Below are 12,188 nucleotides of genomic sequence, written 5' to 3'. Positions count from 1 at the left end.
CGACAACTCCCGGTCCGCACACCGGCGGTGAGTCTGTTTGAATGAAGTGTTCTGGTCGTGCGATCGCGGAAGGTGCGCTGGTGTTTCTCCCTCGCCGGATCGCGGTCGTCACCGCGGTACTCATCGGATGCCTGATCCCCGGGTCCGCCGGTGCGGTGGTCGGCGGCGGTGAGGTGCAGGCCAGCGCGTACCCGTGGCTCGCGGCGGTGGGCAGCCCGCTGTTCCACCTCGTACGCCCGTCCGGCCAGTTCTGCGGCGGCGCGCTCATCGCACCCGATCAGGTGCTGACAGCGGCGCACTGCGTGCAGGTCGCGCAGCAACTGCCGGAATGGCTGACGGTCACCTTCGGGCGCTCGGATCTGCAGTCCGGCGACGGGGTCACCGCGACCGTGACCGCGGTGCGTATCGATCCGGACTTCCGCACCGACGACGTGGACGGGGTGCTGGTGTATCACCACGACGTCGCCGTGCTGACGCTGACTCAGCCGCAGGATCGGCCGACCGTGCAGATCGCCGCACCGCAGGGCAGTTCGGCCACCGTGCTCGGCTGGGGCGGCACCTCCGACAGTGACAGCTCGAATATCCGCCTGCGCGGAGCGACCGTGCCGTTCGCGACCGATGCCGACTGCGCCCATGCCTATCCCGGTGCGTTCGATGCACGAGAGATGGTGTGCGCCGGGTCGACCAAGGCCGATACCGGCGACTTCGACAGTGGCGGGCCACTACTCGGCGAGGACGGCAAGCTGGTCGGACTCACCTCGTGGGGCCGGGGCGCGGCCGAGGCGGGATTCCCCGGCGTCTACACCCGGCTGCCCGCGCCGTTCTGAGACCGGCTCACATCTTCGTCACCGACTGATCGAAACCGAAGACGCAGTGCGGGTCGTACTGTCCGGCAATGCGGCGCAGTCGAGGCGCATTGCCGCCGTAGTAGGCCGTCGACCAGTCCGACAGGTCGTGGTCGATGTAGTTCACGAACCCGGTATTGCCGACCAGGGTTCCCAGCGCGTCCCGGACCTCGCTCACCGCGGTGCGCGCTTCGGAAGTGGTAGCACCGACATAGATCTGCGCGGTCGCCAATGCGCCGCGATACGGGAAAGCGGTGTCGCAGGCCCCGATTCGGCCTGCGGCCCCGGCCAGACTGTCCAGGAGAATGTCCATGCCCGCACGCCCGGTGAGCATGTCGGTGAGCCGGCTCGGGTCCGCCAGGGGCTGGGTCAGCACCCGGGACGAGGCGGTGAACGATTCCCGGCCGAGCACACCGCCGCCATTCCAGCTCGGATGGCATTGTTCCGTCGAATAATTCGCGCAGCCGCCGAAATACTTCATTGCCGAGAGGTAGTCCAGGGATAGGGAGTACCGATTGGTGGTTTGCGATCCGGTGGCCGCCACCAGCTTGTCGAGGAGTGCGTTCATATCGCCCTCGGCCCCTACGTAGCAGCCATTGATTCGGCACGAGGGTGGGCTCCCGGCGGAAATGCCCAGGGTGGACCAGAATTCGTCCGGGGCCGATCGGGTGAACGATTGCCAGGCGCCCAGCACCTCGGTCAATGCTCCATCCGGGAATCGCACCTGGAAGACCGCCAGCTGCGGGGCCTCGACCGTCCGGAAGGTGAATTCGGTGACGACGCCGAAATTCCCGCCGCCACCGCCGCGTAGCGCCCAGTAGAGATCCGGTTCGGAATCGGCGGCGGCCCTGCGCAGCACGCCGTCCGCGGTGACGATCCGCGCGGAAAGCAGGTTGTCACAGGTCAATCCGTATTTGCCCGCCAGCACGCCGAGACCGCCGCCGAGGGTCAGTCCCGCAATGCCGACCGTGGGGCAGGAACCGCCCGGCAGGCAGCGCCCCGCCTGAGCCAAGCCCGCGTACACGTCGATCAGGCGCGCGCCCGCGCCGATCGTGGCGGTGCCGTCCGCGGCGACCTGCACCGAATTCATCGCCCCCACATCGACAATCAGTCCGGCGTCAGGTGTGGAGTATCCGGCGTAACTGTGGCCGCCGCTGCGGGCCGCGATCGGCACGGCGCACTCCGCAGCGACGGCGACACACGCCTGCACATCCGCGGCGTTCGCACTGCGCACGACGGCTGCCGGGTTCCGGTCGTCGAAGCGCGGGTTGAAGGCCAGTTTCGCGGTCGCATAGTCCGAATCCGCAGGCAGCGTGAGTGTCCCGGTGAGGCGCTGCCGCAGTGCATTCCAATCCACCTGCCCCGCAGCTGATTCCGGTGCACCACCGGATATGGACCGTAGTCCCAGGCCGGCGCACGCCGCGCCCAATGCGGTGGCGCGCAACATGCTCCGCCGATTCATCGCCATGGCGATGCCCTCCCCCGAGGCTGCGCCCGGACTACACCGGGCAGTATTCAGAACGTCCTTACGGCCGGTGTATCGCGGCCGTCAGGCATCCCGTTTCAGGCGAGCAGGCCGTCGGCCATGCGCGCCCAGTCGGCGAGAACCTGCTTGCGCCGCAATCGATCCCGCCCGACCATTTCATCGAGGGTCGCACCGCGCACCAGATTGATGGTCAGCCAGAAGGCCGATTCGAGGCGTTCGGCGGAGACATCGATGCGCTGCGCGCACGCGCCGAGGAGTTCGACCGTCAGTTCGTGCTGCACGCGCAGCATATTCCGGCGCAGCTCACGCTCATTGGCGATGCCGACGTAGAGCTCGACCGCCGCCTTGCCCAGCTTTCCCGCGAACGGTGCGGTCACCAACTGCACCAGGATCTCCCCCGCGGGTGCCGCGCCCAGTGTCCGCGCCCGCCGCTGCAAGGCCTCCTGCTGCCGCTGGGTCAGATGTTCGATGGTCTGCGCGAACAATTCCTGCCGGGTGTGGAAGTGGTGCAGCTGCGCGCCCCGCGTCACGCCCGCGCGTGCGGTGATATCGGCAATGGAGGCGCTGGCGTAGCCGACCTCGGCGAGGCTGTCGATGGCGGCGTCCAGCAGCAGTGCCCGCGTACGCAGGCTCTTCTCCTGGTGTTTGTTCGGGGGCAGGGCGGCTGACACCGCGTCAGTCTAGCTGTAATTGCGTGCTGCCTTGCACGCAATTGGGTGCTGGTCGTAATGTCTCGACCATGCCCGTCGACCGCCTGCTGCCCACGTCCGAAGCCCGTGACCTCCTCGAGCTCACCCGCGAGATCGCGGACAAGGTGCTGGAACCGAATGCCGCCGCCTACGAGAAGCAGGAGCGCTATCCCGAGGAAGCCTTCCGCGCGCTCGGCCGGGCCGGGCTGCTGAGCCTGCCGTATCCCGAGGAATTCGGCGGTGGCGGGCAGCCGTACGAGGTGTATCTGCAGGTGCTCGAGGAGCTGGGTGCGCGCTGGGCCGCCGTCGCGGTCGCGGTGAGCGTGCACAGCCTGTCCTGCCATCCGCTGTTCGGGTACGGAACCCCGGAGCAGCAGGAGCGCTGGTTGCCGGAGATGCTGTCCGGCAACCTGATCGGCGCCTACAGCCTGTCCGAGGCGCATGCCGGGTCCGATGCGGCCGCGCTGCGGTGCCGGGCCGCCGAGACCGACGGCGGCTACCGCATCACCGGCACCAAGGCGTGGATCACCAACGGCGGCAAGGCCGATTACTACACGCTCTTCGCCCGCACCGGTGAGGGCTCGCGCGGTATCTCCTGCTTCCTGGTCCCCGCGGATACCGAGGGCCTGTCCTTCGGCAAGCCCGAGGAGAAAATGGGCCTGCGCGCCGTCCCCACCACCACCGCGGCCTACGACGACGCCTTCATCCCCGCCGACCGCCTCATCGGCGCACCCGGCCAAGGACTTTCGATCGCCTTCAGCGCGCTCGACTCCGGCCGCCTCGGCATTGCCGCCGTCGCCACCGGCATCGCCCAGCGCGCCCTGGACGATGCCGTCGCCTACGCCAAGGAGCGAGAAGCCTTCGGCCGCGCCATCATCGACCATCAGGGCCTCGGCTTCGTGCTCGCCGATATGGCAGCCGCCGTCGACTCCGCCCGCGCCACCTACCTAGACGCCGCCCGCCGCCGCGACGCCGGCCTCCCCTACTCCCGCCAGGCCAGCGTCGCGAAACTCATCGCCACCGACGCCGCCATGAAGGTCACCACCGACGCCGTCCAGGTCCTCGGTGGCTACGGCTACACCCAGGACTTCCCGGTCGAGCGGTATATGCGGGAAGCCAAGATCACCCAGATCTTCGAGGGCACCAACCAGATTCAGCGGCTTGTCATCGCCAGGAGCCTGGCAGACCGCTGATTCTGCGAGGTCGCAGCACCCGCGCGCACCGCGAATAGGTTGGTCCACCTCCGGCGTGAACTGACACCTCTGCGGCGGCTGGCCCGACTCACTGGGGGATTCACTGCAGACGGCACAGTGTTCGGCCGGTGCCAGATAGATGGCTGCCGGTTGATTTCCGAGCCGCTGCGCTGCCTTTCCGAACAGCGCGGCATGGGAGCCAATACAGGGCGTTTCGTTGAGCTCAGCCTACGAGCCTGAGGATGTTGTTGTCGGTCACGCGGAATGGTTATCGAGATGCTGGTTGCTGCTGTCCGCGGGGTCGGCAGGCGTCGTTGAGCCGTGTGAGCCATTCGCGCAGCAGGCCGGCTTCGAAAACGCTGAAGCCTGCTTCTGTCGCGGGGTCGGTGTTGCCGGCGGGGGTGATGATTCCGAGTAGCGACTGGGCGCGATCGGCGATGGGGTGATCGGCACGGGATGTGGCTTGCTCGGTGAGGGCGTCGAGCACGATGTCGCGTAGTGGCCGGATCAGCTGGGCGTCCCGCGCCTGTTCCGGCTGGGCCAGCAGGTGCAGGACCGCACCGGTCGTGGACGCCTCGATGGCTACCATGGCTGCCTCGACCGGTACCCGGAGCAGCCCTTGTTCGTTGGCGCGTTCGAGCATGCCGCGCAGGATGGCCCGGTTTTCCGTTACTGCCGCGGGGTGGTGGTCCGGTCGTAGGTTGGCGTACATCAGCGTGTAGATGGCGGGGTTGGCCAAGCCGAACTCCACATGCGTCTCCCAGCCTCGGCGCAGATCCTCGACCGGGTCCTGGCTAGGGACGAACGCACGCTTCTCGGCAAGGTAGCTCTCGAAACCGAAGCTGGCCACCGCGTCGAGCAGTGCGTCCTTGTCGCCGAACAACCGATACAGGGTCGGTGTCTGCACTCCAGCCGCTGTCGCGACCGCCCGGGTGGACAGCCCTGATGGCCCAGCGTCGCCGAGTAGTTTCACCGCCGCGCCCAGGATGTGCTCGCGCTGATCGTCCGAACCGCTGCGTCGATCGCCTGGTGACATGATCCGATGATAACGGAAAACTGTTGACGTTGACAATGACACTGTAACGGTCATAACGTTATCAACGTCAACACGGCGAGAGACGGAAGCGACATACAGCCCGCCAGAGATCTCTCTCGCCGACCACCGAAAGGCTTCAACATGCCATCCGTTCATGTCGCCATCGCTTACTACTCCGGTTACGGGCACACCCTCGAGCTCACCAAGGCCGTTCGAGACGGTATCGAGTCGGTGCCCGAGGCCCGCGCCGACATGGTCGACGTCGCCGATATGACCGACGCCAAGTGGGCGATCCTCGATGCCGGTGACGCGATCATCTTCGGAACACCGACCTATATGGGGTCGGCATCCGGGGCGTTCCACGCATTCGCCGAAGCGACCTCCCAGCGCTGGATGACCCAGCAATGGCTGGACAAACTCGCGTCCGGTTTCACCAACTCCGGGTCGATGAGTGGCGACAAGCTGCACACGCTGCAGTACCTGGCACTGCTGGCGGCGCAACACGGCATGCACTGGGTCAGCCTGGGCTTGCTGCCTGGCTGGAATACCACCACCGGCAGTGAACACGATGACAATCGGCTCGGGTTCTACCTGGGCGCGGGTGCTCAAACCTGGAATGACCAGGGCCCGGACGCCGTCCACACCGCCGACATAACCACCGCGCACCACCTCGGCGCCCGGGTCGCAACCCAAGCGCTGCGCTACCAGCATCCGGTCGCGTCATAGAGCTACGGACAGAAGTGTTGTGGCAGCCACCAATCCCCCTGAGGTGACGCGCCAGCGGAATGTGAGCGTGGTGCAAGCGCGGACAGTGAGGCTCGACAGCATGACATGGCATATCGGCCGACGGGCCGAGGAAAAGACGGTTCTGGTTACCGGCGCCAGCGCGGGCATCGGGTATTTCGTCGCCGAGCAGCTCGCGGCCGGTGGCGCCACAGTGGTGCTGGGCTGCCGCGACACCACCAAGGCCGAGCTCGCGGCACAGGCAATTCGTGCACGAGTTCCGGACGCTCGGCTGCGATCGGTGCGCCTGGATCTGGCGGATCTCTCTTCGATGCCCGGGACGGTGGCCGACCTCGGTATCGAGAGTCTGGACGCGGTCGTACTCAACGCCGGGGTGATGACCTCGGGTCCGGACCGCCGCGTCAACACCCGAGGCCACGAATTGATGTTCGCGACAAACCATCTCGGACACTTCGCCCTGGTTGCCCACCTGGAGCCTGTCCTGACCGCCACCGAGAACAGCCGGGTGATCACCGTGGGAAGCTTCGCCGCGCGATCGGAGCGGCTCGAACTTGCGGATCTGCAATCGGAGCACGACTATCGCCCCAAGCGCAGCTACGGAAGATCGAAACTGGCTCAGATGCTGTTCGGCTTCGAACTGGATCGACGCCTGAGGGCACGCGGTGCCACCACCGCCAGCATCGTCGTCCATCCCGGCGGCGCGCTGGACTCGCTGACTCCGTCGCGGCCACCGCTGTTCGTCCGCACCACGTCCCAGCGAATCCGCGGACTACCCACAGGGATGGTGTTGCACGGCAAGCACGCGGGGGCCCGAGCGATCGCCCGAGCTGTCCTGGACACCGATATCAACAGCGGGGAACTTTGGGGGCCAAGGGTTTTCGGCCTTCGCGGACAAGCACACCGGGAGACGCCCCGAGCGCACATGACCGACCCCGGCACCGCCGCCGAATTATGGTCCGCCAGTTCGGCGCTCACCGGCCTCGATCCGTTCCCGTTGCCCGCGAAGGAGCCCCGCCTACGATCAGCAAGACAGTCCTGATTCGACCCACAGATTGCCTATGCGCAGTCGAAAACGGCGAACTCGCTATTCGCCATCGAGACGTCCCGGCAGTGGGCGACCGAACGCTGCGATCGGTTCTCGCATTTGGGGCACGCGGTCTCCTTGGGCTCGGAGCATGGGGCAGGGACGGGCACTTGAACAGGTCGCAGGATCGGGTGCAATGACCCGAACCCATCGATACCCGGGCCCTGCCGACACAAACCCCTGGTGCGTCCGACACGCCGACTGGGGCGCCGGACGACGCGACGGTCGATGCCGATTCGATCACCTGCCGCTCGCTGTGTCCGAACGCAGCCCGCACCTGCGAGCCTGATCGCGGGTGGGGGTGCCGTCGGCGTCCTGTCGCCTCAGCCTGCCGCGGTGCCGTTGCCGCACCCTCGCGGTGTAGGCCTGCTTTTCGCGGTGCCCGTGTACCGCTGAGCGTGGTGCGCATAGGCGGCCGCGGCAGTGCAGAACGTGCGTGCGTGAACAGCCAGCGTTATGTCTTCGGAGTCAGCGCGCCGGTCAGGTGATCGTTATCTTGATCAGGCAGGATGCCCCGAACTGGTTGCCCGAGCGGTAACCGATCACGCCCTTCGGGAACGGAGTGACGTGAAACCCGAATGCCATGGTGAGTTCTGGGTTGTCACAGGCGCCTCGGTGATCATCTGCCGGGCTCCGCCCGCTTCTCCGACCGGTGGGTGACCGCCTCTACGGTCTGGCCTGGTTTCCCTATCCCGCAGGCACATACGCCGAATACCTGACCGTTCCCGCCTACCATCTGGCGCCGATGCCGAGGTCGGCATCCTTCGTGGAGGCGGCATGCTTTCCGATGGCCGCGCTGACGGCCTGGCAGATGCTCGAGGCTGTCGAGGCACGTGCCGGTCGGCAGGTCCTGATCAGTGGAGCTTCCGGCGGCGTGGGGCACCTCGCGGTGCAATTGGCGGTCGCGCGCGGCGCCACGGTCACCGCGCTGGCGCGCCCCGATCACCACGCCACACTCCACGAATTGGGCGCACATACCTGCGTGGACTACACCGATCCCGCCGCTGTCACGGCGAGTGGGAAGTTCGACGCGGCGCTCGATCTGGTGGGATTCGATTTCGGCGCATCGCTTTTCGATCACGTGACACCCGGCGGCGCGATCGCCTTGGCGACCGCATGGTCGATCGAGGGATACCGGGACGCGGCGGCGCAGCGGGGTATTCGCGTGGCCTCCTGCTTGGTGGAACCCGATCCCATAGCACTCGCGACAGTCTCGGAGTTGGTCGATTCGGGCGCGGTTCGCGTCGTTGTCGGCGCAGAGTTCGATCTGTCCCATGCCGCCGAGGCGCAGCGCTGGGTCAAGGATCGGCGCGGCTTCGGAAAGGCCGCGATCGTGGTGAACACACCGGAGCGCACATGAGCGAGGCTGCGAACGAAAAACCCAAGCAGCTACGCGGTATCGCGGTGCGCGACAAGCTCATCGGTATCGCGAGCGAACTGTTCTACGACAATGGTGTGCGTGCCATCGGTGTCGATGAGGTCGTGCGACGAGCGGGGATGGCGAAGGCGAGCCTGTACCGATGGTTCCCCGCCAAGGACGACCTCGTTCTGGCTGTGCTGCAGCAGCGCGATGACAACTTCTGGGCTCGGTGGGACCGGACCGCGGCACAGTACCCCGACGCACGGGCCGAACTCGATGCACAGCTCGCCTGGATCCAGGAGCTGGCGACACGAGAGGGCTACCGTGGTTGCGCGTTCGTCAACACCGCCGCGGAATTCAGGAGTGCGGATTCACAGCGAATCCGGCAGCGTTGCGCCGCACACGAACACGAGCTTGCGCGCCGGCTACGCGCGCTGACCGCACGGCTCGGCGTCAGCGACAACGACCGGCTTGCCGATCAACTCCATATCGCTATCGTCGGCGCCTTCGCGGTCGGCGGGATCTACCCGACGGGTGGACCGGCGATCCGGCTCAGGGCACTGGCCGACGATCTGATATCGCTATCGACCACGGAAGCAGGGTGATCTGGACTTCAGGCACGGTCGGATCCCGTTCTGCCGCAGTAACACCCATGACCGATACAAACAGCCGGAGCATGGATCGCCCAGCGCCTCCCAGTGCGGTGCGGAACCAATCCGATGCGCTGAATTCTGCAGTTCAGTGCGTTCGGCTAGCTGAGATGATCTCTGTGCGTTGACCTTCGGCCGTGCCGCGTGGCCGGTTCCATCAGCGCGGTATGCGACACGGCCGTGTTCGTGCAGCCGGGTTGATCACGTGCTGGCCGCGGGGCAGGTAATCGGTGAGGTGATCGGCCCGCAGATCAGCTGGCCAGCGAGGCGCGCAGTCGCGAGGAGGTCTTCGCGCGGCGTGCCGAGGCTGGCCTGGACCGACAGTCCATCCCAGATGGCCTGGATCAGTTTGGTCAGTACTGCCGCACTGGTGTCGGCCGGCAGGTCGCCGTCCTGGAGCGCTCGTTCGATGCGGATGAGTGACGCGCACACCTGGCGCCACGTCGCGCACGCTATCGACGCCTGGCCGTCGGTAGCGGTCGTGAACCACCGGGGCCGCGCTCCATCCGGGCCATTGACCGACCGGTACTCGATGCGGACCGAACTCGAGGATCTCACCCTGTTAGGAGAACTCGCCGGTCCGGCAACGCTTTTCGGCTGGAGCTACGGCGGCTTGATCGCATTGCAGGCCGCCAACGATCGTCCGATGCGCCAGGTGATCGCCGAATGCCGACGACCCGCGACACACTCGGGTGACGCTTGTCGTCGGCATCGCAAGGACTTTCAGGTGAGCGCTAGGCCGAGGGGCTGGCGATCAGGCACCACAGGGCCAAGACGGGGTCGAGGTTGCACCAGCCGCCCGAAACCGGCTCGGTCGCCGACGGCGCCGGCGATTCGAGGGCGACGGCGGATGCCGCGGCGGGGCCGACGGCAGTCATGGTCGCCGCGGCGACCAGCACGCCGACGAAAACTCCACGCTTTACGCGCATTCAGAACTCCTCAGGGCGAGATCGGCTACCGCACCCGGTAGTCGATCTGGGTGAATTAGGTTGAAATGCAAGCCGATCCGGCATTGATGCCGCTCCCGATGTCCACGGGTTGCCTGATCTGGCCGGTGGCATTCGGCTGGACGGCGTAGATGTAGGTGACCTTCGTGGAGGACGGAGTCCAGGTCGCCTTCGCCACGCCGCCGGAAGGCTTCGCCTCGGCGAATCCGCCAGGGCCCTGGCCTTCTTCGAAGAAGTAGACGGTCTGGCTGTAATCGTCGACCGACACCGTCACGGTATACGAGCAGGTTGTCCCGTAGTGGTGGCCGCCGAAGGTCGCGGAGGGCGCGATCGCGATGCTGGTGACGGTCGCGGACGCTGACGGAACCGACAAGGCGGCGAAGGTCGAGACCACGCCCATGGCGGCGGCCGCCGCCACGCGTTTCATGTTGTGCGACTTCGCTGTTAACGGCACAGGTGATCGAACTCCTGTCAGGTGTCGGGATATCGACATCGGGCGATCCGACATCGTTCACACGCGAAACTGCCGGTCCACGTGATAACTCCCGCGCTGTTCGTCGGATCATCCGATGGATCTGTTAGCCGAACCCGTGACCCCAAAACCTGGGGCTGGCGGCTGGCACCCGCCGGGCTGTCATGCGGGCGGGCACCGTGTGCACCCGGGGTGATCCTGCGTACGCGTGCCATTGCGGCGCAGTGTTCCGCGGGCGATGCCCGGCTCAGCAGGGTCCGTGCCTCACGCGGCCCGGCCCTGTGGTAAATCGGACATATGCCTCGTACAAGTGCAGTCAGTGCCTGGAAATCCCTGCGTGAGGGCAACGAGCGGTTCGTGGGTGGTGTGTTGGCGCACCCCGGGCAAGGTGCCACGGACCGGGCCAAGCTGGTGGCCGGGCAGCAGCCCTCGGCGATTCTGTTCGGCTGCGCCGACTCCCGGGTCGCCGCGGAAATCATCTTCGACCAGGGCCTGGGCGATATGTTCGTCGTCCGCACCGCGGGCCACGTCCTGGACGCCTCGGTCCTGGGGTCCATCGAGTACGGAGTACAGGTGCTGGGAGTACCGCTGATCGTGGTACTCGGCCACGACAGCTGCGGCGCCGTAGCAGCCACCATCGACGCCCTCGACGGCGGCGTGGTCCCGGGCGGGTTCATCCGCAGCCTCGTCGAACGAGTCACCCCCTCGGTCCTGTTGGGGCGCCGCGAGGGCCTGACCGAGGTCGACGAACTCGAAGCCCGCCACGTCGTGGAGACCAGCAAACTGCTCGTGCAGCGCTCGCAAATCATCGCTGCAGCCGTCGAGGCCGGAGACTGCGCGATCGCGGGGGTCACTTACAAGCTCGCCGACGGGCGAGCACAGCTGCGCGGCGTGGTCGGCGACATCGGCGAGCTGACACCCACGATCGACGCCTGACCTTCAGCACGGATACGTCCTGGTCAGCAAGAACTTGTCGGTGACGCAAATTCTCGTTCGTTGCCCGCGTGACCGGTCAGGGCAGCATCAATCAGGCGCTGCCACTTCGGCTAGGTGACCGAGTCGAGGGAGGAGAAGACCACCACGTTGGAGAGGTAGCTCTTGGCGGATTGGTCGAAATCGCCGCCGCAGGTGACTACCTGCAGAGTTGCGCCACCGCGCGGGCCGAAGACGAGTTGGTCGGGGAATTGGGATTTGAGGTACATCCGGACGTCGGTGACCTTGAAATGCGCAGTCTTCCCGTCCGCGCGGCTCACATCGATCATGTCACCCGGCTTGACCTTCTTGAGCGAGAAGAAGATACCGGTGCCCTTGTAGGAGTCGACATGGCCGAGGATGACCGCCGAGCCCTGCTCGCCGGGGGCGGGGCCCTGCTGGTACCAGCCCGCCTGCTGGTAGTCCGCGGGAACCTGGACCGAGCCATCGGTGTTGCGGCCCAACGAGATCAGCGAACCGGACGCCTTGATCGAGGCGATGTCGAACGATACCGGCGTGGATCGGCTGATCGATGCTGCCGTCTGCACACCGGAGGCCGGTGCCGCCGCAGCGGTCATGCTCGCTGCCGGAGAGGTGTCGGCGGAGGATCCGCAGCCCGCGACGAGGGTCGCGGCGATCGCAACCGAGGCGGCGAGGGCAGCGAACGGTGTCCGGCGAATTCTCCACGTACTCATGGTCTTTGCGCGCGC

Annotated in this window: 14 protein-coding genes; 7 read left to right on the top strand and 7 right to left on the bottom strand. The window is 66.5% G+C overall.

Annotation, left to right across the window (positions count from 1 at the left end):
• Positions 1-80: 80 nt before the first annotated feature.
• Positions 81-827 (top strand): serine protease, encoded by a 747-nt coding sequence (locus tag ABZX86_RS36360; protein ID WP_355130367.1) that lies wholly within the window; start codon positions 81-83, stop codon positions 825-827.
• A gap of 7 nt (positions 828-834) precedes the next feature.
• On the opposite strand, the gene ABZX86_RS36355 is transcribed toward ABZX86_RS36360, so the two are convergent.
• Positions 835-2,313 carry an FAD-binding protein gene (locus ABZX86_RS36355; protein WP_355130365.1) on the bottom strand — a complete coding sequence of 493 codons (1,479 nt, stop codon included), beginning with the start codon at positions 2,311-2,313 and terminating at the stop codon, positions 835-837.
• A 95-nt stretch (positions 2,314-2,408) separates the two neighbouring features.
• Positions 2,409-3,002, bottom strand: a complete 594-nt coding sequence (locus ABZX86_RS36350) for a TetR family transcriptional regulator (protein WP_355130363.1) — start codon at positions 3,000-3,002, stop codon at positions 2,409-2,411.
• 68 nt (positions 3,003-3,070) lie between these two features.
• Here ABZX86_RS36350 and ABZX86_RS36345 point away from each other — a divergent pair, with 68 nt between their 5' ends.
• Complete coding sequence (locus tag ABZX86_RS36345; protein ID WP_355130361.1) at positions 3,071-4,213, top strand: acyl-CoA dehydrogenase family protein; 1,143 nt, start codon at positions 3,071-3,073, stop codon at positions 4,211-4,213.
• A 268-nt stretch (positions 4,214-4,481) separates the two neighbouring features.
• On the opposite strand, the gene ABZX86_RS36340 is transcribed toward ABZX86_RS36345, so the two are convergent.
• Complete coding sequence (locus ABZX86_RS36340; protein ID WP_355130359.1) at positions 4,482-5,249, bottom strand: TetR/AcrR family transcriptional regulator; 768 nt, start codon at positions 5,247-5,249, stop codon at positions 4,482-4,484.
• A gap of 141 nt (positions 5,250-5,390) precedes the next feature.
• Between ABZX86_RS36340 and ABZX86_RS36335 the strand changes: the two genes are divergently transcribed.
• The 4 genes from ABZX86_RS36335 (at position 5,391) to ABZX86_RS36320 (ending at position 9,042) form a co-directional block, all read left to right on the top strand.
• Positions 5,391-5,975, top strand: coding sequence for a flavodoxin family protein (locus ABZX86_RS36335; RefSeq protein WP_355130357.1), 585 nt, complete (start codon positions 5,391-5,393; stop codon positions 5,973-5,975).
• 100 nt (positions 5,976-6,075) lie between these two features.
• Entirely contained in the window at positions 6,076-7,032 is a 957-nt protein-coding gene (locus ABZX86_RS36330) for an SDR family NAD(P)-dependent oxidoreductase (protein ID WP_355130355.1), read from the top strand.
• Between the two features lie 697 nt (positions 7,033-7,729).
• Positions 7,730-8,437, top strand: coding sequence for an NADP-dependent oxidoreductase (locus ABZX86_RS36325; RefSeq protein ID WP_355130353.1), 708 nt, complete (start codon positions 7,730-7,732; stop codon positions 8,435-8,437).
• On the top strand, positions 8,434-9,042 hold the full coding sequence (locus ABZX86_RS36320; protein ID WP_355130351.1) for a TetR/AcrR family transcriptional regulator: 609 nt from the start codon (positions 8,434-8,436) through the stop codon (positions 9,040-9,042). The genes ABZX86_RS36325 and ABZX86_RS36320 overlap by 4 nt, the downstream gene beginning before the upstream one ends.
• A 246-nt stretch (positions 9,043-9,288) precedes the next feature.
• On the opposite strand, the gene ABZX86_RS36315 is transcribed toward ABZX86_RS36320, so the two are convergent.
• From ABZX86_RS36315 to ABZX86_RS36305, 3 genes are all read right to left on the bottom strand, one after another.
• Complete coding sequence (locus ABZX86_RS36315) at positions 9,289-9,519, bottom strand: hypothetical protein (RefSeq protein WP_355130349.1); 231 nt, start codon at positions 9,517-9,519, stop codon at positions 9,289-9,291.
• A gap of 302 nt (positions 9,520-9,821) precedes the next feature.
• Entirely contained in the window at positions 9,822-10,016 is a 195-nt protein-coding gene (locus ABZX86_RS36310) for a hypothetical protein (RefSeq protein ID WP_355130347.1), read from the bottom strand.
• A 55-nt stretch (positions 10,017-10,071) separates the two neighbouring features.
• Positions 10,072-10,461, bottom strand: a complete 390-nt coding sequence (locus tag ABZX86_RS36305) for a hypothetical protein (RefSeq protein ID WP_355130345.1) — start codon at positions 10,459-10,461, stop codon at positions 10,072-10,074.
• A gap of 342 nt (positions 10,462-10,803) precedes the next feature.
• Here ABZX86_RS36305 and ABZX86_RS36300 point away from each other — a divergent pair, with 342 nt between their 5' ends.
• Positions 10,804-11,442: a carbonic anhydrase gene (locus ABZX86_RS36300; RefSeq protein WP_355130343.1), complete on the top strand. Its 639-nt coding sequence runs from the start codon at positions 10,804-10,806 to the stop codon at positions 11,440-11,442.
• A 110-nt stretch (positions 11,443-11,552) separates the two neighbouring features.
• On the opposite strand, the gene ABZX86_RS36295 is transcribed toward ABZX86_RS36300, so the two are convergent.
• Entirely contained in the window at positions 11,553-12,173 is a 621-nt protein-coding gene (locus ABZX86_RS36295; protein ID WP_355130341.1) for a class F sortase, read from the bottom strand.
• Positions 12,174-12,188: the final 15 nt, after the last annotated feature.

This window comes from Nocardia sp. NPDC006630 (assembly GCF_040611495.1).
Lineage (GTDB): Bacteria > Actinomycetota > Actinomycetes > Mycobacteriales > Mycobacteriaceae > Nocardia.
This window is presented reverse-complemented; position numbering and strand designations above follow the sequence as displayed.